The organism is Aestuariibacter sp. A3R04, assembly GCF_018860805.1.
Taxonomy (GTDB): domain Bacteria; phylum Pseudomonadota; class Gammaproteobacteria; order Enterobacterales; family Alteromonadaceae; genus Alteromonas.
In genome coordinates this window covers 97041-123253 of record NZ_JAHKQR010000001.1, presented here as the reverse complement: position 1 = coordinate 123253, position 26213 = coordinate 97041, and the positions used below count along the sequence as shown (strand labels likewise).

At 47.4% G+C, this 26213-nt stretch carries 25 protein-coding genes and 1 pseudogene; 14 read left to right on the top strand and 12 right to left on the bottom strand.

Features of this window, described 5'->3' with window-relative positions; translation table 11 throughout:
• The first annotated feature begins 206 nt into the window (after window positions 1–206).
• Together KO518_RS00555 and KO518_RS00550 are read left to right on the top strand one after the other, a co-directional pair.
• Window positions 207–1976: an autotransporter assembly complex family protein gene (locus KO518_RS00555; protein ID WP_216023866.1), complete on the top strand. Its 1770-nt coding sequence runs from the start codon at window positions 207–209 to the stop codon at window positions 1974–1976.
• Window positions 1973–5698, top strand: coding sequence for a translocation/assembly module TamB domain-containing protein (locus KO518_RS00550; RefSeq protein ID WP_216023865.1), 3726 nt, complete (start codon window positions 1973–1975; stop codon window positions 5696–5698). The genes KO518_RS00555 and KO518_RS00550 overlap by 4 nt, the downstream gene beginning before the upstream one ends.
• On the opposite strand, the gene KO518_RS00545 is transcribed toward KO518_RS00550, so the two are convergent.
• Together KO518_RS00545 and KO518_RS00540 are read right to left on the bottom strand one after the other, a co-directional pair.
• Window positions 5699–6277 (bottom strand): hypothetical protein, encoded by a 579-nt coding sequence (locus KO518_RS00545; RefSeq protein ID WP_216023864.1) that lies wholly within the window; start codon window positions 6275–6277, stop codon window positions 5699–5701. It abuts the gene before it with no gap.
• Window positions 6270–6767 (bottom strand): RNA polymerase sigma factor, encoded by a 498-nt coding sequence (locus KO518_RS00540; RefSeq protein WP_216023863.1) that lies wholly within the window; start codon window positions 6765–6767, stop codon window positions 6270–6272. Before KO518_RS00540 ends, KO518_RS00545 begins: the two co-directional genes overlap by 8 nt.
• Before the next feature lie 165 nt (window positions 6768–6932).
• On the opposite strand from KO518_RS00540, the gene KO518_RS00535 reads away from it, so the two are divergent.
• The gene (locus KO518_RS00535) at window positions 6933–7202 is read left to right on the top strand and encodes a hypothetical protein (RefSeq protein ID WP_216023862.1); all 270 of its coding nucleotides are present in this window, start codon (window positions 6933–6935) and stop codon (window positions 7200–7202) included.
• Here the strand turns inward: KO518_RS00535 and KO518_RS00530 are convergent.
• The 3 genes from KO518_RS00530 to proB all read right to left on the bottom strand — a co-directional run bounded on the left by KO518_RS00530 (window position 7197) and on the right by proB (window position 9774).
• The gene (locus tag KO518_RS00530; RefSeq protein ID WP_216023861.1) at window positions 7197–8138 is read right to left on the bottom strand and encodes a D-2-hydroxyacid dehydrogenase; all 942 of its coding nucleotides are present in this window, start codon (window positions 8136–8138) and stop codon (window positions 7197–7199) included. The two genes, KO518_RS00535 and KO518_RS00530, sit on opposite strands and share 6 nt — an antisense overlap.
• The gene (locus KO518_RS00525; RefSeq protein WP_216023860.1) at window positions 8138–8575 is read right to left on the bottom strand and encodes a thioesterase family protein; all 438 of its coding nucleotides are present in this window, start codon (window positions 8573–8575) and stop codon (window positions 8138–8140) included. The genes KO518_RS00530 and KO518_RS00525 overlap by 1 nt, the downstream gene beginning before the upstream one ends.
• Window positions 8576–8661: 86 nt before the next feature.
• Window positions 8662–9774 (bottom strand): glutamate 5-kinase, encoded by a 1113-nt coding sequence (proB, locus tag KO518_RS00520; RefSeq protein ID WP_216024376.1) that lies wholly within the window; start codon window positions 9772–9774, stop codon window positions 8662–8664.
• Window positions 9775–10014: 240 nt separating this feature from the next.
• Between proB and KO518_RS00515 the strand changes: the two genes are divergently transcribed.
• From KO518_RS00515 to KO518_RS00505, 3 genes are all read left to right on the top strand, one after another.
• Window positions 10015–12477, top strand: a complete 2463-nt coding sequence (locus KO518_RS00515; protein WP_216023859.1) for a M1 family metallopeptidase — start codon at window positions 10015–10017, stop codon at window positions 12475–12477.
• Window positions 12478–12505: 28 nt separating this feature from the next.
• Window positions 12506–12988 (top strand): DUF6702 family protein, encoded by a 483-nt coding sequence (locus KO518_RS00510; protein ID WP_216024375.1) that lies wholly within the window; start codon window positions 12506–12508, stop codon window positions 12986–12988.
• Window positions 12989–13062: 74 nt separating this feature from the next.
• Window positions 13063–13338: a hypothetical protein gene (locus tag KO518_RS00505; protein ID WP_216023858.1), complete on the top strand. Its 276-nt coding sequence runs from the start codon at window positions 13063–13065 to the stop codon at window positions 13336–13338.
• A gap of 145 nt (window positions 13339–13483) precedes the next feature.
• Here the strand turns inward: KO518_RS00505 and KO518_RS00500 are convergent, their stop codons facing one another.
• On the bottom strand, window positions 13484–13792 hold the full coding sequence (locus tag KO518_RS00500; RefSeq protein WP_216023857.1) for a DUF6482 family protein: 309 nt from the start codon (window positions 13790–13792) through the stop codon (window positions 13484–13486).
• 278 nt (window positions 13793–14070) lie between these two features.
• Here KO518_RS00500 and KO518_RS00495 point away from each other — a divergent pair, with 278 nt between their 5' ends.
• From KO518_RS00495 to KO518_RS00475, 5 genes are all read left to right on the top strand, one after another.
• Complete coding sequence (locus KO518_RS00495; RefSeq protein ID WP_216023856.1) at window positions 14071–14913, top strand: DUF3014 domain-containing protein; 843 nt, start codon at window positions 14071–14073, stop codon at window positions 14911–14913.
• On the top strand, window positions 14903–15457 hold the full coding sequence (locus tag KO518_RS00490) for a DUF1285 domain-containing protein (RefSeq protein ID WP_216023855.1): 555 nt from the start codon (window positions 14903–14905) through the stop codon (window positions 15455–15457). Before KO518_RS00495 ends, KO518_RS00490 begins: the two co-directional genes overlap by 11 nt.
• A gap of 216 nt (window positions 15458–15673) precedes the next feature.
• The gene (locus KO518_RS00485; RefSeq protein ID WP_216024374.1) at window positions 15674–16258 is read left to right on the top strand and encodes a YqaA family protein; all 585 of its coding nucleotides are present in this window, start codon (window positions 15674–15676) and stop codon (window positions 16256–16258) included.
• A gap of 77 nt (window positions 16259–16335) precedes the next feature.
• Window positions 16336–16794, top strand: a complete 459-nt coding sequence (locus KO518_RS00480) for a hypothetical protein (protein WP_216023854.1) — start codon at window positions 16336–16338, stop codon at window positions 16792–16794.
• An 11-nt stretch (window positions 16795–16805) separates the two neighbouring features.
• Complete coding sequence (locus KO518_RS00475; RefSeq protein WP_216023853.1) at window positions 16806–16964, top strand: hypothetical protein; 159 nt, start codon at window positions 16806–16808, stop codon at window positions 16962–16964.
• Window positions 16965–16967: 3 nt separating this feature from the next.
• On the opposite strand, the gene tusA is transcribed toward KO518_RS00475, so the two are convergent.
• The 4 genes from tusA to KO518_RS00455 all read right to left on the bottom strand — a co-directional run bounded on the left by tusA (window position 16968) and on the right by KO518_RS00455 (window position 20664).
• A complete protein-coding gene (tusA, locus tag KO518_RS00470) occupies window positions 16968–17216 on the bottom strand; it encodes a sulfurtransferase TusA (protein ID WP_216023852.1) in 249 nt (82 codons plus the stop codon).
• 1 nt (window position 17217) lies between these two features.
• Complete coding sequence (pyrE, locus tag KO518_RS00465; RefSeq protein ID WP_216023851.1) at window positions 17218–17859, bottom strand: orotate phosphoribosyltransferase; 642 nt, start codon at window positions 17857–17859, stop codon at window positions 17218–17220.
• Between the two features lie 9 nt (window positions 17860–17868).
• Complete coding sequence (gene rph, locus KO518_RS00460; protein WP_216023850.1) at window positions 17869–18582, bottom strand: ribonuclease PH; 714 nt, start codon at window positions 18580–18582, stop codon at window positions 17869–17871.
• Between the two features lie 141 nt (window positions 18583–18723).
• A complete protein-coding gene (locus KO518_RS00455; protein ID WP_216023849.1) occupies window positions 18724–20664 on the bottom strand; it encodes a S9 family peptidase in 1941 nt (646 codons plus the stop codon).
• Between the two features lie 254 nt (window positions 20665–20918).
• Here KO518_RS00455 and KO518_RS00450 point away from each other — a divergent pair, with 254 nt between their 5' ends.
• The 3 genes and pseudogenes from KO518_RS00450 (at window position 20919) to KO518_RS00440 (ending at window position 23687) form a co-directional block, all read left to right on the top strand.
• A complete protein-coding gene (locus tag KO518_RS00450; protein ID WP_216023848.1) occupies window positions 20919–21782 on the top strand; it encodes a YicC/YloC family endoribonuclease in 864 nt (287 codons plus the stop codon).
• Window positions 21783–22097: 315 nt separating this feature from the next.
• Window positions 22098–23347 (top strand): annotated as a pseudogene (locus KO518_RS00445) (tyrosine-type recombinase/integrase).
• Window position 23348: 1 nt separating this feature from the next.
• Window positions 23349–23687 (top strand): hypothetical protein, encoded by a 339-nt coding sequence (locus KO518_RS00440; protein ID WP_216023847.1) that lies wholly within the window; start codon window positions 23349–23351, stop codon window positions 23685–23687.
• Window positions 23688–23982: 295 nt separating this feature from the next.
• On the opposite strand, the gene KO518_RS00435 is transcribed toward KO518_RS00440, so the two are convergent.
• Both KO518_RS00435 and KO518_RS00430 read right to left on the bottom strand, forming a co-directional pair.
• Window positions 23983–24936: an Abi family protein gene (locus KO518_RS00435; RefSeq protein WP_216023846.1), complete on the bottom strand. Its 954-nt coding sequence runs from the start codon at window positions 24934–24936 to the stop codon at window positions 23983–23985.
• A complete protein-coding gene (locus KO518_RS00430) occupies window positions 24937–25992 on the bottom strand; it encodes an ImmA/IrrE family metallo-endopeptidase (protein ID WP_216023845.1) in 1056 nt (351 codons plus the stop codon).
• Window positions 25993–26213: the final 221 nt, after the last annotated feature.

The following is a 26213-nucleotide window of genomic DNA, read 5'->3' as shown; positions in this document are numbered from 1 at the left end:
TATCATAGTTATCGCGGCGTGTTGATCTTTCCAGTACATTTTTTGTAGTGAAGTAACAGAGAATCAAACAAGGACGTGCAAGTGCAGTTCCGTTTTACAATTGTGCAAGCGATTACCGCAAAAAGAACGCAAAATACCACTGCCTGAAAGGTTTATCTGTTGAATAAAACCAATAACCGTGACGTTGCAATTATCAAACGGACACTATGAAACTGACGCATAAACTCCACACAATCTATGCAGCTACTTTCTCATTGATACTACTTTGCTTTATCCCGGTGGCGCTGTCCGTCGAAGTTGAAGTCGAGGGGGTAGAAGAGTCAGCCATAGAAAATAATATCAAGTTACATATGAACAACTTGGAAGTCACTGAAGCGCTGCTTTCTGACCCTTTCTGGCAAGACGAAATAGCTAGAACCGTCGCTACCGCCGTTGAGCCTTTTGGCTATTACAACAGCGAAACCCGCGTCGAGAACAATGAAGGAGACATTATCCTCCACATTGAATTAAATACCCCGTTAACAGTGGCCAATGTTACCCGGGAAATTATTGGTCAAGGCCGGGCAGATCCGGGGTTTCGAGAACGCTTCAACGGATTTTCCCTAAAAAGAGGTGATGTGCTGAATCAACCTGTGTACGAAGGGTTCAAATCATCCATGTTTAACTACGCCTTGTCTCACGGTTATTTTGATTTTAACTGGCAGGTAACGCGTCTTGACTTAGTAAGGGAAGAGCGCGAGGCCAATATCGTACTCATTGCCCAAAGTGGTCGCCGGTATCAGTTCGGCGACATTACGATTATCGGCGATGACAAATCGGCCGCTATACTCAAGCGATTAAACCCGTTCTCCGTAGGAGAGCCCTATTCCTCGGCGAAATTAACTGAATTTAACCGCAGGCTGAATCAATCCGGATACTTCTCACGAGTGATCGCCAGACCAGTGGTAAGCAAAGCAAATGATCTACTCGTCCCCATTGAAATAACCTTGATACACAAGCCCAAGGACAGTTTCAACGTTGGCGTGGGTGCCGCAACAGATACAGGGCCCAGGTTGCGACTCAGATGGGATCGCCCATGGATTAATAGCCGTGGTCACTCGGTTTCTTCAGAGCTTTTTGTCTCTTCGCCCGAGCAGTCGCTGACGGTAGACTACCGTATTCCCATGCAAGATATCACCAACGACTACCTCAGCATTGAAGCTGGTTATCAGTTTATTGACTACACCAATACCGACACAGAAGCAGAAACCCTATCTATAGCAGCCCACCGCTACTGGCAAGATACAGATTCATTCTGGCGGCAGGACGGTTCACTGACATATTTGAGAGAAAAATATCTTCAGGGCGCAGAACCAGAGCAAACGACACAGTTGCTAATGCCGGGCTATGCCATTCGTTACCTCAATCGAGATGATCCGTTGAATATTACCAGTGGCGCCTATTTTCAGGCATTTGTGCAGGTAGGCCGTGCCCATGCGGGCTCAGACATTGACTATGCAAAATCGGTGATAGAAGGCGCGATGATTCGCACCGCTGATAAACACTGGCTAATGGTCAGGGCGGAAGGTGGCGCTATCGAAACCTCAGATTTCTCGCGCGTTCCCGCATCGTTGCGGTTCTTTGCCGGTGGCGATCAGAGTATTCGAGGTTTTGCCTATCGGGATATCTCGCCCAAAGAAGACGTAGTTATCGACCCAGAAACTGGTGAAGAGCAAAACAACGTCTCTGTGGGTGGTCAATACCTTTTTACCACCAGCGCCGAATATGCCTATCGCGTTGCTGATAACTGGCGAGCCGCGGTATTCGCCGACGCGGGTACCGCAACCAACGACTTCGATGAAGATCTAGCCATGGGGTTTGGCGTAGGCTTTCACTGGTTGTCACCCATCGGACCAGTCAGAGTATACGGGGCCAGAGGCTTATCTGATTTTGAAAACAGCTTGCGTCTTCACTTCGTTTTGGGGCCAGAGCTATGATCAAACGCATTGCCTTGTATGGCATTGTGGTGCCACTTTTCATTATTCTCGGCCTGCTGGCACTTATTGTCAGCCCGTTAGGCAACCCCTTGGTTCGATATAGTGCCCAGTGGGCAATAGATGGATTGACCATCGCCAATATTGAAGGCTCGGTGCTGAGCGATTATGCCGTTAAGGGGTTGTACTGGGAAGATGACTACTGGTTGGTGTCTGTCGACACTGTCCAGTTGAATGTTGTGCTGGGTTGTAGCCTGGGTAAAACCTTCTGCATTGAGTACATCAACCTAGATGGCGTCCGTGTGAAGCAGAAAACCCCCTTGCCTGAATCTGAAGAACCTGGGAGCAGCACCGACCCGTTTGTGATGCCGCTGCCAGTTAAAATCGCTGACTTCAGTTTAACTAATTTGCAGGTGGACACGCCGTCGGCCGCAGTTAAACTGGCATCGTTTAAAGCGAAACTCGAGGCCGACAAAAAAATAACAATACCGTCACTCAAGGCGGCCGGACTCATCGTCGCATTGGTGGAAACCGAAACTCAGGCTCCTTCGAAACCAAAGGGTAAAGTAAGCTACGCCATGGGTTACCATGCTCCGGATTTACCTGAAATTCAGTCACCTATTCCAGTTGAAGTTAGCAATTTTGAGTTTCAGGGCATACAGATAAACCCCAATAGCGACGACACTCAGAACATTGCCGACTTTCGGTGGCAGGAGCTTGCTATCACCGGTAGCAAACTTAGCTGGGAAAAGCTCCACGTGGAACACACCCAAGCTGTACTTGATTCGTCCGGTGAGGTGGTACTCAGTGACAAATACCCTCTGCAAATAGACAGCAGAGCAACAATACAAACCGAAGAGATTGACGAAGTCGTAACCCTCACCGGTAGTGGTAGCCTTGCTGATCTTACCTTATCAATAACCGCTGAAGGTACCTTCAACCTCAATACTACAGGCCAGGCAAACCTGCTTTCCGATATGCTTCCGGTTTCCTTGACAGTGCGCTGGCCAGAACAAGCCTTGATCGGCATAGACGACAGTACACTGTGGCAGGGCGATTTAAGCCTGGAAGGACAAATGGGCAGCTACACCTTTACTGCGGACAGCGGTGCGACGTTAAAAGACATCGGGCCGGTGCCGGTTAATGCCAACGTGACCTTAAACACCGATAAAATATCGGTGAATACACTTACTGTTGCCATTCTCGATGGCAAAATAACCAATTCGGGCGATCTGTTTTTGAACGAAACCGTGAGTTGGTTCGGTAAAACCGCCCTTGCCGACATATCGTCCAAACGCCTATCGAGTGCTGGTCCCGAAAATATTAACGGCGGCTTTACCAGCTTGATGCAACTCACCGACGATGGAATAGAAGTGAGTGTTACCGACCTCGATATTACCGGAGAAAGGGAAGGGGCCCCGCTGTCAGCCAAGGGCTTTGTTGTTTATTCGCAGAGCAACGACATTGTTGTAACCAACCTGGCGATTAAACAACAGCGCAATTTTATTCGCGTGCTGGCACAAATTTACAACACGCGGTATATAAACGCGGATATAGATATAGATGTTCCAGAAGCGAGTACTTTGTATCCAGACGTTGCCGGCGCTATCACGGGAAAAATTAAAGCGGCAGGCCCATGGCAGGATCCCATTGCCGACGGGAATATCAGCTTACGGGAAATAGCAGTGTCGCCAGCGCTGAACTCGACAATAGCTGAACAAGGTAAAATTGATGGTGATATTGCGATAAGTGGCTCGCTTACTAACCATGAGCTATCCATTGATATGGCGCTTCCCGAACACTTCATCAATCTGACCATGCACGGAAGCTGGCTTGAGGAACGATACAACGCCAGTATTAATACCAGTGAGTTAGGTATTCTCACTACGCGCTGGCAACTGAATAGTCCATTTAGTGTTACCGCACACACAACGCCTTTTAACGTGAAAGTATCACAGCATTGCTGGGAAGCCAGGGCACAAGGCCAACTGTGTATAGATAATATCGTGCACAAAGATGAACGCACGACATGGGAGGTGAATGGCAAAGCGCTTCCCGCAGGATTGTGGGTTCACGAGCTTTTCCCCGATACCTTCACCGACAACTCAAACGCCAAGCTCGCTTTTAAAACCGCGGGAGAGTTCAGCGCAAATGCACCTATGAAGGCCGACTTTGACCTTAGCGTATCGCCCGCGACCTGGACGCTTGGGCCAAATCATGAATTAAAGCTTTCCTCAGACACACTGTCGGCTACGGGGACTTTTAATAACGATGTACTGGACGCAGATGTGCATTTACAAAGTGAGCAGCTTGGGGCAATTAGTGCCAACTTGAACGTTGACTCAAAATCATCATCGTACCCATTAACAGGTAATATTCAAGTAGACAATGTGCGCATTGCTCCCCTTAAACCTATGTCAAAAGCCATACGAGAACTGGCAGGTAATTTAAATGGTCAATTGGCAGTGAAAGGAACGCTGACCTCGCCGTATCTCAGCGGTGAACTGTCACTAAAGAACGGTACTATCGATATTGAGGATGCCCCGGTAAACGTGGCCGACTGGCAACAAGTTATTCACTTTACCGGTCAGCAAGCAAACTTTAATGGCACCTTTCTCCTTGGCGAGGGAAAAGGGTCTTTAGAAGGAGACGTATCATGGGATACTCGCTTGACTTCACGAGTGAAACTGAAGGGACAGCAATTTCAAATTAACCAGCCTGACATACGCATGCGGGTATCACCGAATTTATCGGCAGAGCTGGCCTTAAACAGCGTAAAAGTCGAAGGTGAAATAGACATCCCATGGGCCAGGATAGAAATTGAAGCCTTACCGGAAAATGCGGTGTCACCATCGAAAGACGTGCATTTGCGAGGCGAGCCTCCGCCAGAAGATCCGCTGGATATTGTCGATGCTACTGTTATGGTGAATATTGACAAACAAAAACAACGCGAAGTAAAGCTGGAAGCCTTTGGTCTAACCGCAAATTTGCATGGCGGTATAGAAGTGCGTACACATCCTGCATTAGTTGGGTATGGAGACCTTCAAATTCTAGATGGTCGCTACCAGGCATACGGTCAGGATTTAGTGATCCAAACAGGAGAAGTGCAGTTTAACGGTCCTCTCGACCAACCCATGCTGTTAGTGGAAGCTATAAGAGATCCGGATAAAACCGAAGACGGCGTTATCGCCGGTATTCGCATTGATGGCGCAGCCGATAGCCCCAATATCAACTTATTCTCAGAACCTGCCATGAACCAAAGCAACAGCCTGTCTTACTTGTTAACCGGACGAGGGCCTGGGGCAAGCTCTTCTGAGCCCAATTACAACGCACTGTTACTTGGCTTTGGGTTATCCAGTACAGAGAAAATTCAGGGGCAGTTGGGAAATGCGTTGGGTATTGAAGACTTTAGTGTTGGAACCACCAGCAGCACTGGTGGTGGATCAACAAAATTATCGGTGAGTGGACGCATTAATGACAGGTTAACCGTGCAGTACAATGTGGACGTAGGGTTGAGCAGTAACAGCAATACCACACAAACCCTGAGGCGCAGGCAGGAACCACCGGATTTGGCTCTTCGATATCGCTTGTTGCCCAAACTGTTTGTAGAGGCCGTACAAACCACCATAGAAGAGCAATCCGAATTTGCCATAGACTTTTATTACGAGTTTTTTCTAGGCGGACAAAGCGACGACGCCGACGAGAACAATAAGTCTGACAATTAGCTATTCATGGGTAACGTGCGCCAGTTCATGCTGGCGCGCGACAAAGCGTTTTTCACGCTTGCCTGCCCATATATAAAATGCCAGGCAGACCCCGCAACCTGTGGCCATCCACCACCAGAATACGGAAAGGGAAAACGACGGATTGCTATCGAAATCACCATTGAGTAACCGACCAACATTGACCGTCACCAAAACCAAGGCTGAGATCCAGCTTAAATGCTTAGTGTACCGCGCAATTTTGACATTGTTTGCTAACTGTCGTTGCAAAAGATCAATATGCTGAGTCGTACTATCACCTTTTGGAAATGCGGCATGTCGTCGCAGCCAGGTAAAATAACCGATATAAGGCACGCTCACCACAATCGCTACCACACATGTCCAAAACGAAAAATTCGATAACTCGTCTTTCATAAAGATCAGCATAAGAATAAAAGGTAGCGGAGAGAGTACATCAACCGCGATATACAAGCGTTGCTTCCACTGCTGTTTTAAAAATTCACGCTGAATTTTCAGTATGTCCAGCTGTTCGACAGACTGGTTCTGCCATAGTGATGCTAATTTTTCATCGGAATTATGCATTTTCCATTCTCCTTACCACTTCCGATTTTGTGCGCTTTAATATCACACCAACATGATTGCGGGTTAACCCACTGATATCGGCGATCTCCTCGTAAGACAACCCTTCCAGCGATAGCGTCAGAACTTGCCTTCCCGGCAACGGAAGTTGTCTAACAATGCTAAGCAGAGCATTCAGGGAACTATCTTGGACCGTTTGTTGTTCGGGTGATGACGAAGCGACTGAAGCGGGTACAATATGATCTTCCAGCGGTTCCAAAGCCGGTACCCTGGCATTCGCTGCGATATGCGATACAGCGCGGTTATGGGCAATTTTAAGTATGTACGTTTTCAGGCTGCTTTTGCCTTCAAATCGCTTCAGCCCTTGCCATACCGCAATGGCAATTTCCTGCAATAGTTCCTGGCGCAATGCGTCGTTTGCTTCGTAGCCGCTGGCAACCCTTGCTAACAAAGCGCTGTGTTGCTTGAGGGTTTGCGTAAAATCCGTTTTCAATACGGCTCCTGTTTAGTCAATTGTGCAATAGGAATACAGCTACAGTCACAGTTACTCAAAAAAAATTACAGCGAGAGTGTAATTTTCTTCAGAAAAGTTCGACTACCTGTGTAACGCCGCTTTGTGAGGCGGCCTCATGACTTGTTTGTTAACCTGGAGAAATATATGTCCGTTACTGCTGTTATTATTCTGGCCAGCGTGACCACTCTGTCACTGCTCGTTTGTTACCTCGACGCCCGGTATAACCTCAAGCTGGCCGGTTGGCTTAGCGGAAACGTAAGCAACCCCTTTACCGACGCGCGTTTTTCCTCTTTTTCTTCATCCCAAGAGAAGCAACCTGAAGACTACGAAGCCCTAAAGCGCCGGATCGAAACCCTCGAGGCCATCGTTACTGAACCTAGCTACGAGCTCAACAAGAAAATTAACGACTTATAGGGCGCCGATTTGAGCAAGAAAGTCCGCCAGCTGTTTAGCCGCAATATTCACCAGACGCTGGCGGGCTTCTGCTGCAACCCAAGCGGAATGCGGCGTTATGAGTAGATTCGACAACCCGGTATTTAACAGGGGATGATCTCGCGGCGGCGGCTCTGCTGATAACCCATCCAGCCCGGCTCCACCGATGGTGCCACTTTTAAGGGCAACCAGCAGTGCATGTTCATCTATCAACGCCCCCCGGGCTGTGTTTATCAAAAGCGCGGTGGGTTTCATTAGCGACAAGCGCGTTTTGTCTATCAAGTGATATGTATCGTCGCTGAGTAAACAGTGCAACGATACAACATCAGCCTCGGGTAACAACTTGTCCAGTGTCGGTCTGCAATCATCGGCCTTTCCCGGCCTTGCGGCAACGGAAACGCGCATCCCCAGAGCGCGTGCTAATTCGGCAAAACGACGCCCGAGTTCTCCATAGCCAACAATAACAAGGTGTTTTCCAGCCAGTTCATAAACCGGGTGGTTGAGTAAGCAGAAGTGTGGTCCGTCTGACCAAACCCCCTGATTGACATCCCGCTGATAGGCATTAAAAGAGGTTGTTAAATTCAGCAGCAACATGAGGGCATGCTGGGCTACTGCATCGGTTCCGTAACCTTCAACATTAGCCACTGTGATACCATGAGACTGGCAATAAGCCTTATCGATATTATTGGTTCCCGTTGCCATGACACCGATGTATTGGCATTTGTGCGCATGGGATAGCAGTTTTTCGTTTAGTATAACCTTGTTCGTTAAAATAATATCGGCATCAGCAATGCGTTCAGCGCATTCTGCCATAGAGGTCTGGGCATATTGGGTAAGCGTGATGGGTAAGTCGGTTAGACGACGCAGATCCAGTGTCGTCGGATGCAGCGTGTCGGCATCAAGCAATACCGCTTTCATCAGAACGCTTCCGTAATGGCATTTAGCGATTCTCGCACAGAGGCTGGAACAGGCACCGCACTGTTGGTTTTTCTATCCACATAAACGTACACAAACTGCCCGTGCGCAACCCGTCTTTTCGATTCACCGGCATAAACTGTCAGACCATAAGTAACCGAGCTTCTGCCCACTTTAACGACCCGTAAACCTACGAAAATAGATTCTGGATAAGAGGCAGGTGCGATATATTGACACTGCGAGCTCACTACATAGGTGACGACATTTGACGACCGCAGCGGTGTATCACAGTGGGCTTTTAAAAACCGGCTTACCGCTGTGTCGAAGTAACTGTAAAAGGCAACGTTATTTATGTTGCCGTTTTCGTCATTGTCTTGTAGTCGACTAGATAGCTCTACTGTGTAGGGATAATCACTAAGCGACGGCACAAAATCGGTCATGCAAGTTCCAGTATAATCGACATAGGATCAGCATACCCATTTGCTCAGTGCATTGCCAGAACGGGATTGGAACTGGCGTCTCGGCACTATAGCATCGGGTTGTCAAGCAATACCAGGTTGTCGCGGTGCACCACTTCTTCACCACTGTCATAGCCGAGTACCGCGGAAATATCTTTGCTTTTTTTTCCTTTAATGCGCTTAAGCTCAACGCTGTCATACTGCACCAGCCCTTTGGCAATAGCCACGCCCGCATGGACTATTTCAATAGCATCGCCGGCTCTAAATCGGCCCGAAAGATCCGTAATACCCGATGGAAGTAACGACGCACCCCTTTCGACAATGGCATTTCTTGCACCTTCATCAATACTGACGACGCCTCGGGTTGAAAGGGTATGGGTAAGCCATAGCGATCGCGCTTTATTTCGGGATTGGGTAGGGGCAAATAAGGTTCCCGGACAGCGACCATTAATGAGGGAATCGAATACCGCACCGTCACGACCATTTACAATCAGGGTTTGAATACCACTTTGGCTGCACTTATCCGCGGCCTCGATTTTTGTTTTCATTCCCCCGGTACCCACAGCTGTGCCAGCGCCTCCTGCTAACGCGTAAATATCAGGGGTAATAGCATCAACATAGGGAATAAAAGATGCAGAGAGATCTTTACGCGGATCTGCAGTATACAACCCATTAATGTCAGAACAGATAATCAGCGTATCGGCTTCCGCTACTATGGCCGTGTAAGCGCCGAGATTGTCATTATCGCCAACTTTGAGTTCGGCAACCGCGACCGTGTCGTTTTCATTCACTACCGGCAACGCATGGTGAGCCAATAATTCCCGCAGGGTATTTTGGATGTTCACATAGCGAGTGCGGTCATGTAGATCATCAGCGGTAAGTAGTACCTGGGCACAGGGGAAATCAAAAAAACGCTGCCAGTTAGCCATCATTTGCATTTGACCAATGGCGGCCATTGCCTGTTTCTCAGCAATAGATGGAGAGTGATTCACCGGGATCCGGCTACGCCCCGCCGCTACACTTCCAGATGACACCACTATCACTTCTTTACCCGCAGCACGGCTTTCCACTATAAAACGGGCAATGGGAAGCACGTACTTAGCGCTTACATGTTCACCGTCGGGTGCGATTAACGCACTGCCAACCTTAATTACGGCTCTCTGCCAGGTAAAGTCTTTCATGAGGAATTGAGATAGCACACAGAAGACGTTGAGAATACTGCAAATAATAAAAGAAAAACATCCTAAAAATGCACTTTTACTCTCCTACAAGCGCTTTTCATCACGCCGGGAGGTCGTTGTTCAACTTCCTGTAATTTGCGGTGAGGTAAAAATTATGCACGGTTAAAAAACTGGCAGCCATGGGCACAAGCGTTATATTATTACAACTTCGACAGAGAGATAATTATAAGGAAAAAATAAATGAGCACGGGGAACAAACGCATGCTTTGGCTGGTTTCTGCACTAACTCTATTAGTTCAGACTCCAGTTACTCAAGCAGCGATAAAACAAACTAAAGGTGACTTCGAAGACAAGTTCAGACAACTCGACGAAGTATTACCCACTCCTAATGTGTACCGCAATGCTGCAGGAGAGCCCGGTCATCACTACTGGCAACAAAAAGTAGACTACACCATTGAAGCCAGGCTCGACGAAGAAAAGCGCCGCATCGACGCCAGCGAAACCATTACCTACTACAACAACTCACCGGATACGCTTAAATATCTCTGGGTGCAGCTTGATCAAAACAAATTCCGCAATGACTCAATGTCAGCACTTACTACCACCTTCGGTGGCATTGGCAACAGGGGGCCTGCGACACAATCGGCCAACGGTAGCAGCCCGGCAAAGTTAAGCATGGGCGCACTGCGTCGCCAGCAATTTGTTGATGACAACGAACTCGGTTATCAAATTAACTCGGTTAAAGATGCCCGAGGTAAATCCCTTCACTACGTCGTTGTAGGTACCCTGATGCGGGTGGATTTGGCTACCCCGCTCAAGCCAAAAGCCAGCACAGAGTTCGCTATAGACTTCGGCTTTAACATTGTGGAAGAAGATGCCGTCTCTGCTCGTTCAGGGTACGAGCACTTCCCCGATGACGAGCGAGAAGGCGGCAACGACATTTTCCTTTTGGCACAATGGTTTCCCCGTTTGGCGGCGTACACCGATTACGAAGCCTGGACCAACAAAGAGTTTATCGGACGTGGTGAATTCACCCTGGAGTTTGGTAACTACGACGTCAAAATGACGGTCCCGGCTGACCACATAGTGTCATCTACTGGTGTACTACAAAACCCGAAAGACGTACTCACCCGTGAACAGCGCAACCGTTTGGAAAAAGCCAAAAATGCTGACCGCCCAGTGTTCATTGTTACCGCTGAAGAAGCGCTAGAAAATGAAAAAGAAGGCACGTCGAAAACTAAAACCTGGCACTTCAAAGCAGAAAATGTTCGTGATTTTGCCTGGGCATCCTCGAGAAAATTCATGTGGGATGCACGTGGTTATGAGCAAAAAGGTGACGTAAAACACGTTATGGCCATGTCTTTCTATCCGAAAGAGGGTGGTGACCTATGGAAGAAGTATTCTACTGAGTCTGTAATCCACACACTTGACGTATACAATCGTTTTACCTTTGAATATCCCTATCCAACTGCGCAATCAGTCAATGGTCCTGTAGGGGGCATGGAATATCCCATGATCACGTTTAACGGCCCGCGCACTGAGTTACAAGACGATGGCTCCCGCACCTATTCACTGGCTGAAAAACGGTTCCTTATTGGTGTTGTGATCCACGAAATTGGCCACAATTACTTCCCTATGGTTGTCAACTCAGACGAGCGTCAATGGACCTGGATGGACGAAGGTCTGAACAGCTTCCTGGATGGCGTTGCCGGACGTGAGTGGGATCCAAATATCCCATGGGGCGTAGAGCCGCGGGATGTTACCGGCTACATGAAGTCTTCATCTCAGGTTCCCATTATGACCCAGTCAGATTCAGTGCTGCACTTAGGTCCAAATGCCTACACCAAGCCTGCTGCTGCACTGAACATTCTTCGTGAAACCATTCTCGGCCGTGAGTTATTCGACTTTGCGTTTAAAGAGTACGCGCAGCGCTGGATGTTTAAGCGTCCTACTCCCGCAGATTTCTTCCGCACCATGGAGGAAGCTTCCGGTGTCGATCTCGACTGGTTCTGGCGTGGCTGGTTTTACTCCACAGACCATGTTGATATCTCTATTGATCGAGTATACAAGCTTCGCCTCGACACTAAAGATCCTGACATTGACCTTGCCCGTCAGCGTGAAGCTGAGCTTGACAAACCCATTTCCCTCACCGTTGAACGCAATGAACAGGAGGGCCGTAAGCTGTGGGTTGAACGCTTTGATGACATCAGTGACTACTACGACGAAAACGATCAGTACACACCGACCAATAAAGACCGCAACAAATACCGCGATTTTCTGAAAAAGCTGGAACCGTGGGAGCGCACTGCGTTTGAGCGTGCGGTTCGCGAAGACAAGAATTACTATGTAATGGACTTCTCAAACCTGGGAGGCCTGGTAATGCCGATTATTCTGGAAATGGAATTTGCTGATGGCAGCAAGGAAATGATGCGCATTCCTGCTGAAATTTGGCGCCGTACTCCCAAAGCGGTATCCAAACTGGTTGTTACTGACAAAGACAAGGAACTGATTAGTGTCACCGTTGATCCTCGCTGGGAAACGGCGGATGTTGACGTGGAAAACAACTATTATCCCCGTCGCATTATTCCGTCTCGCGTTGAAGCGTATAAGTCTAAGAAAAGCACATCCCGTGTGTCTATGGACTTAATGCAAGACAGCAAAGCGGAATTGAAATCTGACGACGAGGGCGAAGATGACAACTAAGTCTTTTCGCCCTCTACAGTGGGGCCTTATGGCCCTGCTGCTCATCGCCACTCAAGTTGTTCACGCCCATCAGATTAAAGCCGCTATCACGACTGTATTGTTTAACCCGCGTACGGAAAACATTGAAGTGATGCACCGGTTTAACCTACACGATGCTGAGCACGCAGTAAAAGCTCTGTTTGATAAAAGCGCCGATATTCTGGACGATACCGCCACACAGCAGGCATTTGCCGACTATGTAGCTCTCCGTTTTGACTTATTAGACGCCGACGATAGCCCATTGTCTTTAAAAACACTGGGATACGAAGTGGAAGGTAAGTTTTTCTGGGTCTATCAGGAAACCGCTCAGCCACCGGTACTGGGAGGTCTTAAAATACGCCATGACGCACTCCGGGATTTGTGGCCAGCACAAATCAATACTCTAAATGTAGAAGGTCAGGGTGACATAAAAACCCTCACCTTCCGCGACAATGTGGAATTGCTGAGCGTAGAATTCGGCCACCACCACTAAAGTCTTATATTCTTGTATTGACCCACTCGCCTGCCATAACGCATAGTTAACCAAACCATGCTAAGGCGAGTGTTATGTCTCAAACAACTCCTCAGGACAGCTTTTCCAATCGTAGAAACATCATGTGGGTATTGTTGTCAGGCGCGATGGCGCTGTTGTTTATTGTGATGTTATTCCTACCCGGTGCCAGCCAATCAGACAGCATGTTATCTGTTTACAGCGCAATGATTTGGTGTGGCCTGTTTGGCGCTACACTCTTTCGTTATTGGAATAAAAACGGATGGGTCGGCTTCGCGGCTGGTAGCGTAGTGGGATTAGTCATACAATTTACATCGCAAATGTTCACGTAATCTAATAGCTCGCCTGAAATATGTGAGCATTTTGTGCTGATCACGCTGATACCACGGCTATTCGAACTCAATAACCCAGGGCGTATATACTGGCGAAACGCCCAGATGTTGAGACGGATCTCAGGGACATTGCATTACCATCGCTTTAATATGGCAACGTCATGCTAAATGGCAACGCCGTGGCCTGCAAAGCTTTAGGTGGGTTACCAATCATTTCATCATAGGGTGTATCGTGCTTCATCACGGATTTTTCCACCTGACAATGTGAAAATGCCTCGCGAATGTGCCCTGCGCTGAAAAATCGCATGGGTTTGTCGCTGCCATGATACACAAGGCCGGCGTTATCACCGATGATGAGGAAAACGAGATACATATTCATCTCGTAAGATTGTACTTCCAGGTAGTCGATGTTAACGGGCCGGCTGGTAATGTCGCGATAGTGAAATTTGTACATGGTATCAAGGTCTCCGATAGCATTGAGTGTAAAAACATGTTGAGCCTTTTGCCAGCACAACAGAGTGAATAAAGATTAAGTTCTTGTAATACATTTGCCTTATTTCTCAGTTATTACCTGAAAAAAGCGATCAAAAAACGACTTTTGCGAGTAGAAAACTGTTAAAAAAGAGGAATTTGTTGGGTCAATGGAACAAATTGTTCCAATTGCCCCTCAAAACAGAAAGCATATCTCTGGTAGTATGTGGACGAATGGGACTGAAACAGGGTGAAAAGAGAATGAGTGACAATTCAGAGAAGAAAACACTGGCACCGCATTTCTTAATTATTGCGGTTATCGTGGTGGTAATTATTGCTGTGTTATTGTGGCCGTCGAAGGAAACGCCTGCGCCTGCTGTTGAAGAAACGCAACCGGTAGACACACAACCTGTCGTTGAAGAACCGGATACCTTCATACCAGCCCCTGCCCCAGAGCCTGTTGAAATCGAGCCCGTCGAGGAAGTGGCCCCCTTGCCGGAGCCGGTAGAACCGGAACCCCTCGACGTATCAGATGAAGGGCTCGAAAAGGCCTTGTCCGACATTTCAGATTCTGAAGATGTAAACCGTTTGATTGTTAATGAAGGCCTTATTCAGCGCTTCGTAGTAACTGTTACTAACGTGGCCAATGATCAAATGGCGCCAGCCCAGCAAGTGCCTCTTGCCGCCCCGGAGCAAAGCTTCCGCATCTATCGCCAAGCAGATAAAGAATGGATAGATGCGGCAAGTTACAAGCGGTATACGCCTTACGTAGCCATGTTGGAATCTTTTGACAATGAGGCCTTGGTGACATTGTTCGACAAATACAAAGATGAGATACAGGCAAAGTACGACGAAATCGGCGATCCAGGTCAACCGTTCTCATCCGTAATGGTAGACGCCATTGACCAGCTGTTAGATACGCCCGAAGTCCCGGTTCCCGTTGAGGTATACTCAGATTCTGTGGCCTACAAATTTGCCGATCCTAAATTGGAAAATCTGAGCGCCCCACAGAAACAGCTACTGAGAACGGGGCCGGACAACATGCGACGGGTGAAAGCTAAGCTAAGAGAGCTCAAATCCCTGCTTGTCGACAATGGATATTAACCGACTACAGAAACAGCTTGGTTCGCGTACTGACAAAGTACGCGAACTCCCCCCAGTTGAAAACTGGAACCCGCCATTTTGCGGCGACATCGATATTGTCATTGACCGATCCGGGCAGTGGCATTACAACCAAAGCCCCATATCCCGCGCATCTCTCGTCAATCTGTTTTCATCTGTACTTAAAAAAGAAGGTAATGATTACTTCCTGGTCACGCCAGTGGAGAAAGTTGGCATCCGAGTGCAAGACGTCCCCTTTATTATTGCTGGTTGGCAATGGGAAGACAAGAAACTAGTACTAAACACCCTGCAGGACGACCGCGTAGTAGTTGGCAACAATCATCCCGTTGAATTGAGATTTTCCGCGTCGGACAACAGTGCCATCCCATACGTTAATGTCAGGCGAAATTTATGGGCACGCCTGCATCAAAATGTTTACTATCAGCTACTGTCCGAAGCGACAGAAACCAAAACCCGAACCGGAACCCTTCGCTTCACGTTGCAAAGTGGAGACTACACAGTACTGCTTGGAGAAGTCTCTTCCTGATTTAAGGTCGTTAAAAAAACTTGTACGGAAATATTGATTTGTATCCTCAACATTGTCCTTTGCATCAACAATAGGGGATACGACCGTTGATCCACTTCACCTTCTCCAGGACGTATAAAGGGAATGTCAGCATGACTTCATATTTCTGTCGGGTCATCGTGGATGACCAACCTTATTATTAGTGACGGTAAAGTTGCAGAGCACCAGCAGGAAAAAATGGGCATATCGAAAAAGCTTAAGCACACCACCAGCAAAATGGTGGATTCAAAACACATGTTAAAAGGCATCACATTGGCGTCTTTTCTTGAATCCACCATTGTTCCCATTCCATTGGAAGCTGTATTGATTCCACTAATGCAGGCCCGCCGGGAAAAACTGTGGTCGATTGCACTCATGGCCACACTCGGCTGTGTTGTTGGTGCGCTTTTTGGCTATGCCCTGGGTTACTACCTCTTTGATATAGTCGGCGACTGGATTATCCAAACTTTCGCTTCACCAGAACAATTTGAAAGTGTTAAAAGTAAAATGGAGAGCCAGGGGTTTTGGTTTGTCATGACATTAGGCGTGGCGCCTATTCCATTTCAAATCGCCATGTTAGCCGCTGGTGCCACCCAATACTCCCTTTTACTCTTTCTGCTGGCCACGGTCATTGCCAGATCGTTACGCTATTTTGGTCTGGCTCTCGCTGTCTATTACGGTGGCGATCGCGCCGAATCACTAATCAGACGCTACAAAGCCAAAGCCATCGTCGCCCTTACACTGCTCATTGTGCTTTTATGGTTTATCTCCGACCAATTTTAAAACGCGAATCGGATAACGCAATTTTATTTGATAATAATTATCATTTGCATTATTTTGATGATCAGGAGGTGCGTAAGATGAAAACAGAATATTTATGTCCAGTATACAGAAAGTGGCTTCAACTTCACCCCGAACAAGCAAGACAACACCGGCTTCAACAAGTTGAGGCAGCACTGCAATACGCTGGCGAAGGGCTGCATCAAAAAGCCCTGGAAGCCAGTAAGCAAGCCTTTGAAATAGCCCATGCTGTGGTTTTGTCGCTTCAAAAGCCGGATCAATCTGAGGTTGTTACCAAGCAGGATCTCAGTATTTTTGGCAACATTGCCATGCATCTGGCCAATCACTTTGCCAGCAATGCAGAGTGTGCAGAAGCTGCAAATTGCCTGAATGGCGCACAACAGCAACTGCGAGGCATTGCACCGTTATTTGCTTGTCACTACGATATTCTGATGTTGATCCATACCATAGACAACACACTCGCCCATGCGGCAGCCTGCTACGAACGCGAAACCTACCGCCACCGGCAACTACACTAATGCATGGTTCAATGAATAAAACCAGAATTGCCGTTCAGTTGGACGAAGATATGATCAAACAAATGCTGCGCCGGAAAGTACTGCATATCAGTGATATTCACGGTGTGGATGTAAAGGACAAAGCCAGGTTACAGCGATTGCTGATCCAAGCACTAACGGAGCGGAATTAAGAACTAATTCCGCCCTTTTTTGATCAGATACCAATAGGGCATGTTGTCGGTTTGTGAAGCGACAAGGGTATGCTCCATAAACCGACAGAAGCTGGGAATATCCCGGGCAGTAGAAGGGTCGTCGGCAGTCACTAACAGAGTTTCGCCCTCTGCCATTTTACGAACCTGTAACCTTATCATCATCACAGGCTCAGGACACCGCAAACCAAGGGCGTCGAGCTCATGATCAGCGGTTCCTTCTTTATTCAACATCTCAGATGCCATATTGCTCACGATAAGCTTTGATATCTGCCATATGCTCACCATGGGTACCACTTTCCTCGAGGTACTCAATAACATCCGTCAGCGACACAATGCTTACCACCTGGGTATTAAAGTCTCGCTCAACTTCTTGTATGGCTGACAACTCACCTTTACCCCGTTCCTGACGGTCGAGTGCAATTAATACACCTGCAAGAATGGCATTGTTTTGCTCTATTAATGCCATTGACTCGCGGATAGCGGTACCTGCCGTAATCACGTCATCTACCAGCATGATCCGCCCGTTTAGCGGGCTGCCAACAAGATTGCCGCCTTCTCCATGATCTTTGGCTTCTTTGCGATTAAAGCAATAAGGCATATCCATATCATGATGATCGGCGAGGGCCACAGCGGTTGTTGTTGCAATGGGGATACCTTTGTAAGCAGGTCCAAACAGCACGTCAAACGGAATGGCGGCATCTGCCAATGCAGCAGCGTAATAACGCCCTAATTTAGCCAGGTCTCCACCGCGGTTGAACAACCCTGCATTAAAAAAATACGGACTGGTGCGCCCGCTTTTCAGCGTAAATTCGCCAAACCTGAGTACGCCCCTGGCTATCGCGAATTCAATAAATTCTCGCTTAAATGGTTTCATAAGGGCCTCTTATGCCAACGCCGCTTTTTGAATATCAAATAATTCACGCAGGCCGTGTTTGGCAATGTCCAGCATTTCATTCATTTCATCAAAGGTGAAGGGGTCGCCTTCTGCCGTTCCCTGAACTTCAATAAGTTGCCCGGTTTCAGTCATGACCACATTCATATCGGTTTCTGCAGTAGAATCTTCCGTGTACTCCAAGTCAGCGATAGGCGTGCCTTCGTGGATCCCCACAGATAGCGCCGCGACCATAAATTTCAACGGGTTAGTTTTGATGATGCCTTTACTTCTCATATGAGTAAGCGCATCGACCAGGGCCACACATGCACCCGTAATAGACGCGGTACGCGTTCCACCGTCGGCCTGAATCACGTCACAATCGAGAGTAATCGTGTTCTCACCAAGAAGTTTTAGATCTACGGCTGCGCGCAAAGAGCGCGCGATAAGGCGTTGAATTTCCAGCGTGCGCCCCCCTTGTTTACCCCGCGCGGCTTCCCGAGCACTACGTGTATGCGTTGCCCGCGGCAACATACTGTACTCAGCGGTAATCCACCCCTTTCCTTGCCCTTTCATAAAACGGGGAACACCTTCTTCCACTGTCGCGTTGCACAGCACTTTGGTGTTTCCAAATTCTACTAGTACCGAACCTTCTGCATGACATGTGTAGTTACGGGTAATAGTAACAGGGCGAATTTGACTGGCGGTTCTGCCGCTTGGACGCATAGGAGTCTCCTGAAAGGGTAAAATAACTGCATCAATTAAACAGCGGCAATTATAACGCAAACAAGAAGAGAAATTGAATGTTAGTGAGCGGCGTTCTTAAAAACTTAAAGGAAAAACGCCGCAGAAGCGGCGTTTGACCAACTAGTTCAAGTTGCTTCGCAAGAAATTCACCACTGTCTGGTAATATCTAGCCCGATTATCTTCATCGTAGAAACCGTGGGTTTCGGTATCTTCAACAAACCACTGATACGGTTTTCCTGCCGCTTTAAGGGCGTCTCTTAATTTCTCCGCATGTTCAACAGGAACCCTGCGGTCACGCGACCCGTGAGCAATTAATACAGGTCCTGACAATTTTTGCACATGTGTGACAGGGGAGAATGCAGTAAGTTGAGCGTGATCAGTACCTAGCACTTTTTCCAGGTAAGCATCACCAGAAAGAAATTCGGTGATATCTCCGGTAGTAAGCATAAGGTTTAAGTCGTATACGCCTGCAGTAGCAACGGCACACTTAAACAAATCAGGTGCCATTGTGGCAGACATCACAGAGGCATAACCACCAAAGCTGGCCCCCATAATACACACTTTACTTCCATCTACCTTACCCTGTTCAATGATAAATCGCGTACCTTCAATAATGTCTTGCTGAATTCTATCACCCCAGTGCTTGTAACCCGATTCCTGGTATTCGGCTCCATAACCACCAGAACCACGGTAGTTAACCTGTAATACTGCGTATCCTTGATTGGCCAGTAATTGTACTTCACGGTCGAATGCCCAGTAGTCTCTAACGCCATGGGGTCCGCCGTGAACCAAAGTCACCAAAGGCACTTTTTCCCCTTCTTTCATGCTGACCGGGTAAGTCACAAAGCCGTGAATCGTTTTATCGTCCGACGCGGTAAAGCTGATTGGTGTAGATTCAGAGAAATCATCAATTGAGATATGATCCATATTGGCAAACAACTGGCTTATTTTGTTTTTCTTTTTGTCATACAGGTAAAACGTACCGGCATCGATATCGTTGGTAGCGTATATAATCCACAAATTGCCATCTTCAGATCGACTGGCAATATGTACGCTGTAACCCGGAAGCGTGCCCAACAAGCTCTTAAATATTTTCGCTTCTTCACCAGCACTGTCGAATACTAAATAAGCAGGACGTCCGTCATCAACCCGAATAGCGTAGGCAGATGTTTTATCTGTGGTTACGTTTACCTGCTGCAAGGACACCACTTCATCGGTGTAAATCTCTTTTCGTTCACCGGTTTTGAGATCCATGCTGAACAAACCAATTTTGTCCTGCCTGTAGTTATCCAGATAAATTGCTGAACTGGCGTCATCGGTTAATGCCACTGGCCAAAAGCCTTCGCCAAATTCATTGGATACCTCTACCCACTCATCGCCTTGTCGGCGAAACACCAATTCATCATCGTTCGCGTTGATACCCGTCGCCATAACGAGATTACCGGCTTTATCTGTAAAAAAAGAAGCCCGCTGCGCTGGCGCTTTGGTGATTTGTGCCCGCAATGAGCCCGTGTAGATATCCAGCTTATGTACCGAAGCGAAACGTTCGCCCCCTCGAGAATGCGGCTCTGAAGAAATGAGAATTTCCCGGTCATTGCCAGGTAATGTGCTAATAATTCTCGCCCAACCATCGGTTTGTTTTTTACGTTGAATTTTTGTGTCTGAGCGTTCAGCTACCGAGAAACCGTATATCAGCTCACCACGTGAACCATCGTAGTTCACGGCATACAGTTCGCCGTAAAAGGAGGGTTCAGCCTGCCAAGGTGCGCGACGCCAAATTTCCAACACGATGCGCTCGTTATTACCCCAGTAAAAATCACCGACCTCACCACGTGAACCAAGGCCGAGGCCTCCTATTGAGGAAAAATCTGACATGTTAAACACCATGAGGTTGCGAACCCCATTGTGAATAACAGCAACAGCCATTTTGGTTCCGTCGGGCGACAGTTTTGCTTGTTGATAAGTGTATTTTTGGGCAATGTCCTGAACGGAAAAATCAGCCTGGACAGAAAATGAAAGGCTTAACAGCGAAAATAACGCGACTAGCGAACGGATTAACATACACACGTCCTTGAGTTACTTCTCCAGCACCACTCAATGTACTGGACTACAAATTAAATTCTATGAAAGCATAAACGTGTTAAATAAGGTGTTCAATGGCTATGTGCATATATTTAATCAAGCCGATCCTAATGCCAGGTTTATCTTTCGTCATCGACGGCGCTACTCGTTGTCCAGTGCATCCTCAACAGGTTAACGCTGACAACTGGCGGTTATCTGCGTAAACTAGACATAAATCCGTTAGGAGGATGTGTATGATTTATAGTATGACGGCGTTCGCCCGCAACGAAGTGAAAAAAGATTGGGGTACGGCAGTTTGGGAAGTGCGTTCGGTGAACCAGCGCTTTTTAGAAACCTATTTTCGCCTGCCGGAGCAATTTCGCTCTTTAGAACCTGTTTTACGGGAACGTTTTCGCAAGAAATTACAGCGTGGAAAAGTAGAGTGCGCCTTGCGCTTTAACGCTAACGATGCCGCCGTTACCAAGTTGAATTTAAATGAAACGCTGGCCAAAGAAGTCATGCATGCCGCCGATTGGGTACAGTCTCATGGACAGTCTACTGGCGTGAACCCATTAGATGTACTGCGCTGGCCGGGCGTGATTGCCGCCGAAGAAGCCGACATGGATGCCATTCAAGGTGATATGCTTGCCGCCTTTGACGAAACCTTACGCCAATTTATTGAAGCAAGAGCCACTGAAGGCGATGCGTTAAAAGCGATGATTGAACAGCGTCTTGACGGTATCGAAAAAGAAGTGGCTTTTGTTGGCGAGAAGATGCCCGCCATTATGGAATGGCAACGAGAAAAAATTCAAAGCCGTTTTGAAGAAGCGAAAGTTGAACTGGATGCCGGTCGTTTTGAGCAAGAAATGGTAATGCTGGCACAAAAAATTGATGTAGCAGAAGAACTCGACCGCCTAAATGCCCACGTAAAAGAAACCCGTAACATCCTCAAAAAAGGCGGTGCGTGCGGCCGTAGACTCGATTTTATGATGCAGGAATTTAACCGCGAATCGAATACTTTGGGCTCAAAATCCATCAACAGTGAAATTACCCAATCGGCAGTTGAACTGAAAGTGTTGATTGAGCAGATGAGAGAGCAGATCCAAAACATCGAATAGTTTTTTTACCCGTCCAAGAATGTCTTAGAAGCCCTGTTATTTGCTTGTAAATACAGGGCTTTTTTATTTTTCCCGTCCAAATCGGTTTGCAGATGTCCGTTACCAACTACCTGTTTAGTGGTGGGCAGAATGGTGGGCAGTCCCCTCATTTTTGCTCAATAAGCATTTTGCGGTGAGCAAATTGGTGGGCAGTAAGTTACCCAATTTTCGCATTTAACTCGCCACCACAACAGGTTAGCTGCTGATTCAATAAGCAAATCGGTGGTGGGCAGCCATTATTGCCCCCTCCATTATTTCAGCAACTATGGAGTAAACATGGGAAAACTCACAGCAAAACAGGTTATTGCATACAGCAAAGCCGACCCCAAAAAATATTCAGATGGTGAAGGGCTATACTTTTGCGTCCGCAAACAGGGCTCGCCTTATTGGATGATCCGCTACACCACAGCCAAAGGAAGACGAGAAGCAACCTTGGGGCAATTTCCTTTGATGTCGTTGGCAGACGCTCGAATTGCCGCGGCTTATTTTCGAAAAGAAGTACGTGACGGCATGATCCTCTTCTAGAAAAACAGAAAATCGAGTTACCTGACATTGAAACCGTGGATCAACTGTTCCATGACTGGTATCGAACCGATCTGAGTAGACGACTAAAGCATCCCAAGATTCCGTATCGGGTTTACACCAAAGACATAAGCCCTGTCATTGGCATTAAGTGTATTGCTGAGGTGACTGCACGTGACGTACGCGAAGTATTAGAGCGCATTCGAGAAAGTAACCGCCCTACCATTGCCAACGATACCTTGATGTACATGAAGCAGCTGTTTCGACATGCGATAAAGCTCGACTTAACGCTGAACAACCCAGCCGCAGCATTTACCGTGGACGATGCCGGTGGCGTGGAGTCCAGTAAAGACAGGATGCTCAGCAAAGAGGAAATTCACTACGCCTTTAGCGTGTTTCATACCCAGATCAATAGCTTTGGCCGCGACAACTACCTCGCTTGCTGCCTGTTTTTGGTGTTGGGCGTGCGCAAAAGCGAACTATGTGAAGCCATGTGGCGTGAAATGGACTTAACCACGGGCGTATGGGACCTACCCAAAGAACGTAGTAAAACTGGCGTGCCGATCAGCATCCCCTTACCGCGCCAAGCCATTACCTGGTTTAACGAGCTGCAAATCCGTGCTTGTGGATCGCCTTATGTTTTCCCAGCCAGACGAGCAAGCCACCGTCCACATATGGGGCCAGATACACTGAACCGCGCCATTTCTAAGTTGTTTGGTCGCGAGCCTGGGCGCAAAAAGCAGCCACCCAATAAAATGGGCAAGCTTGAACACTTCACCGTACACGATTTGCGCCGCACCTTTCGCAGCCTTGCCGCCTCTTTGGGCATTGCAGGCAACGTGGCCGAACGCTGTCTTAACCATAAGCTAAAAGGCGTTGAGGGCATCTACGACCGACACGATTACTTTGAAGAGCGCCGTATTGCCCATCAAACCGTAGCTGATGTGGTTGAACCGCTGGTGAACTTTGAGCACCCTTCACAGCACAACACAGGAGGGCGTTAACATGCAACTGATGATGCGACTCGCCCCCATTACCTTTCCAATAGCCATGCTGGCAGGCCTTGGCTGGTGTATTGGCATTGCCCTACTCGAACAGCCTCATGGCATAGGCTACGCACTTACTCGATATTGCCTGACGACATTGGTGGTTCTCGCCCCGTGGCTGACGCTAAAACTCACGTTCTACGTGATTGTCAGCCTAGGACGTAAACTAGGGCTCATCCCGCCAGCACGCCCAACGCATAGCCTAGGTTATGAAGAATCACTCTATTGGTTCAGGGTATTGGCCTTCTTCGATGGCAAACGCAGCCGCATGCCGAAAAGGCCCATCAGGCGAAACTAACAATCCCCCATTTGCTCACTTACCGTGGGCAGTTGGGACAATGGGGCAACACTTGATATGACGAGCATTAGAGGGTGAATAAGAGGAAATTACACTGCCCCAAGGAATGGGGCAATTGGGGGCAGCGACTTTACCCTTCGTTTTTTATGCTGATATTTCAATCAAATCGCTTTGATTAGTTCTAACGTCAACATTGAAACAGGTTAAATGTAATTGACAAATAATCTGATCGAACCTACACTTGCTAACAATATGACCGGCGCCACTGCATTTTTGTACGCGTCGGTTCTCATTTCTACCCCCGAAGTAACCATTTCTCCCAATCACTGATTACTCCAAAATCATCTAACGTTAAAATGCCGTTTCTCGATGCTGGGCAAGCTTTAAGTAACTCGACAAGTCTAGGTAACCAAGTTGAGTTTGGGCAAATGACTCCCATGAGTTGAGCCATGATAGCAAAGTACAAAAATGGCTTTGTATTTTTAATATCTGGCCAATGATCAGGGCATGGGGAAGGTTCCAACACGTTGATATTCCATAAGCGACTATGGTGAGCAGATACGTTGCGAATAAAGTTTAGACTGCGAATCCATTTTGCCATTGTATCGCCGTCAGCAAGCCCATATTTTTTTGCAATATGGTTTTTATCTTTGAATTGCAAACCTTCAAATAAGCGTGATAACAACCCAAAATCCCAGACTTCAATAGCAACCCAAACAGGTAGCCTACCATCATATTTGCTTTTATGGTGAGTAATGAATGGTTCACGGCGAGATCGACGTAACATCGAGTTATACTTTTCAAGCCAAACTTGGTGCTCAGTTTTACCTTTGTTAGGCCCTTTTTTAATTAGCTTTTTCGTGAAATTCCCGTGTAAACACTCCGGATTCTCATGCGCACAAGGTTCTTTCTCACCCAGTAAATGAGCTACATCAACTCTGACAGCCATTTCAATCCGCTCTAATGCATCAAGAGCAAGCAATCTCAATTTTTTATCAAAGACATATAAATTAACAACATCCTCGAAATGACTATCTTGGTAAAAGTGATCAAATCTAATAGGGCACTTTTGTTCGGCTGAAGACATTACGTCTATTTCTCTAAGTGGATACCAGTAGCCACTCAAGCGGTAATAACCTATGCGTGAAAGGTAATTCATTGCGGCATGCTCATTATCAATAAGCAGGCCGCGTGACTTTAGCAGTGAAAGCTGCTTTTCCATTGATATCCAAGGTTTAACGTCGGCCATTTAACACTCCATAAAATCTAACATTTGACGCTGCTTATGCAATGCCATTACTGACATCTGTAACAGCTCAGCGGCTTTCGATTCACTAACAATTCCCTCTGCCAATGCACGATAAACCAACTGCTCAAACAATAATGTCTGTTCTTGTGGATAAGGATTCCCAGGCTCTTGCTTGCGCCAACCGTTTTTTGAGAACTGTATAAATATTTGGCGTTTTTTCTCTTCGGTGATCACACCAAGGTCGGCACTGCGATACAAACAAGCTGCCATGCTTAAGCCATATTCGTGTTTCAGGAAATATAGCTCTTTGGGGTCTACGTTCGAACGTCGCTCTCCTAGATGCTGAAAAAGGCCTACTTCGGGCAATAAAAACGCAGAAGCAAAGCGGTTGCAGGCCATCTCTTCGTCAATGGATTCATCGAGTAAGCCATGTAAAACAAGGTGGCCAAGCTCATGCGCCAATGTGAACCGCTGGCGGCAACCAGGCCAATGAGAGGACACAACAACAATTGGCTGCCCTGATATTTTGGCTTGTAACCCATCAAATTTATCGGCTTGGGGTACGTTACTGACAATCACCAGAATACCTTTAGACTCAAGCAAGTCTATTAAGTCTGGCAATGGATTCATACCCAACTGCCAATCAGTACGGACTTTAGCAGCAACCTGTTCTACTGCGTCTAAAGTGCTTACAACAGGAACGTCGGGGTGGTAGTTAAAACTCGCTATCGGGAAGTTTGGCCATACATTTTTAAGCGCTAACCAGCGCTCAGCTTGGTCAACCACATCAGACTCAATCTTCTTTAGCAACTTAGCTGAAGCTGAGGCTTTTTTACGATACTCCACCTCACCCAAAGTCACCTGTGCTGGGCGAAAGAAGTATTCAGTACGAACCGACAAAGCCGTCGCCAATTTAAGTAAAACTCCCGACGAAGGCATACTCTGGTCGTGCTCGTATTTTTTAACCATGTTGGCACTAATACCAACTTGCTTACCCAAGGCCTGCATCGACAGGCCAGCGGCTGCACGGGCTCGTTTTATGCGCTCTCCAATCATACAGACCTCTGGTTTATAGAAACTAAAATTATTTTAAAAATATAAACCAAGATGGCGTTTTTGTCGATTGGTTTTGCAGGGCAATCATTCGCGTGTTCGCAAACACACTTCCCCATGGCTTTACCCCCTTACGCCAAAACCACTATCCGTTTGGCTTTTGGATCGAAACGCCAAACAGGGAAATTAGCCCATTTACTGTTTGGCGTCTCGATTGAAATCCA

What these genes read in the sequence shown, in the direction of transcription:
- KO518_RS00555 (WP_216023866.1), top strand. Translation starts at nt 207, where the DNA reads ATGAAACTGACGCATAAACTCCACACAATCTATGCAGCTACTTTCTCA.
- KO518_RS00550 (WP_216023865.1), top strand. Translation starts at nt 1,973, where the DNA reads ATGATCAAACGCATTGCCTTGTATGGCATTGTGGTGCCACTTTTCATT.
- KO518_RS00545 (WP_216023864.1), bottom strand. Translation starts at nt 6,277, where the DNA reads ATGCATAATTCCGATGAAAAATTAGCATCACTATGGCAGAACCAGTCT.
- KO518_RS00535 (WP_216023862.1), top strand. Translation starts at nt 6,933, where the DNA reads ATGTCCGTTACTGCTGTTATTATTCTGGCCAGCGTGACCACTCTGTCA.
- KO518_RS00530 (WP_216023861.1), bottom strand. Translation starts at nt 8,138, where the DNA reads ATGAAAGCGGTATTGCTTGATGCCGACACGCTGCATCCGACGACACTG.
- KO518_RS00525 (WP_216023860.1), bottom strand. Translation starts at nt 8,575, where the DNA reads ATGACCGATTTTGTGCCGTCGCTTAGTGATTATCCCTACACAGTAGAG.
- proB (WP_216024376.1), bottom strand. Translation starts at nt 9,774, where the DNA reads ATGAAAGACTTTACCTGGCAGAGAGCCGTAATTAAGGTTGGCAGTGCG.
- KO518_RS00515 (WP_216023859.1), top strand. Translation starts at nt 10,015, where the DNA reads ATGAGCACGGGGAACAAACGCATGCTTTGGCTGGTTTCTGCACTAACT.
- KO518_RS00510 (WP_216024375.1), top strand. Translation starts at nt 12,506, where the DNA reads ATGGCCCTGCTGCTCATCGCCACTCAAGTTGTTCACGCCCATCAGATT.
- KO518_RS00505 (WP_216023858.1), top strand. Translation starts at nt 13,063, where the DNA reads ATGTCTCAAACAACTCCTCAGGACAGCTTTTCCAATCGTAGAAACATC.
- KO518_RS00500 (WP_216023857.1), bottom strand. Translation starts at nt 13,792, where the DNA reads ATGTACAAATTTCACTATCGCGACATTACCAGCCGGCCCGTTAACATC.
- KO518_RS00495 (WP_216023856.1), top strand. Translation starts at nt 14,071, where the DNA reads ATGAGTGACAATTCAGAGAAGAAAACACTGGCACCGCATTTCTTAATT.
- KO518_RS00490 (WP_216023855.1), top strand. Translation starts at nt 14,903, where the DNA reads ATGGATATTAACCGACTACAGAAACAGCTTGGTTCGCGTACTGACAAA.
- KO518_RS00485 (WP_216024374.1), top strand. Translation starts at nt 15,674, where the DNA reads ATGGGCATATCGAAAAAGCTTAAGCACACCACCAGCAAAATGGTGGAT.
- KO518_RS00480 (WP_216023854.1), top strand. Translation starts at nt 16,336, where the DNA reads ATGAAAACAGAATATTTATGTCCAGTATACAGAAAGTGGCTTCAACTT.
- KO518_RS00475 (WP_216023853.1), top strand. Translation starts at nt 16,806, where the DNA reads ATGAATAAAACCAGAATTGCCGTTCAGTTGGACGAAGATATGATCAAA.
- tusA (WP_216023852.1), bottom strand. Translation starts at nt 17,216, where the DNA reads ATGTTGAATAAAGAAGGAACCGCTGATCATGAGCTCGACGCCCTTGGT.
- pyrE (WP_216023851.1), bottom strand. Translation starts at nt 17,859, where the DNA reads ATGAAACCATTTAAGCGAGAATTTATTGAATTCGCGATAGCCAGGGGC.
- rph (WP_216023850.1), bottom strand. Translation starts at nt 18,582, where the DNA reads ATGCGTCCAAGCGGCAGAACCGCCAGTCAAATTCGCCCTGTTACTATT.
- KO518_RS00455 (WP_216023849.1), bottom strand. Translation starts at nt 20,664, where the DNA reads ATGTTAATCCGTTCGCTAGTCGCGTTATTTTCGCTGTTAAGCCTTTCA.
- KO518_RS00450 (WP_216023848.1), top strand. Translation starts at nt 20,919, where the DNA reads ATGATTTATAGTATGACGGCGTTCGCCCGCAACGAAGTGAAAAAAGAT.
- KO518_RS00440 (WP_216023847.1), top strand. Translation starts at nt 23,349, where the DNA reads ATGCAACTGATGATGCGACTCGCCCCCATTACCTTTCCAATAGCCATG.
- KO518_RS00435 (WP_216023846.1), bottom strand. Translation starts at nt 24,936, where the DNA reads ATGGCCGACGTTAAACCTTGGATATCAATGGAAAAGCAGCTTTCACTG.
- KO518_RS00430 (WP_216023845.1), bottom strand. Translation starts at nt 25,992, where the DNA reads ATGATTGGAGAGCGCATAAAACGAGCCCGTGCAGCCGCTGGCCTGTCG.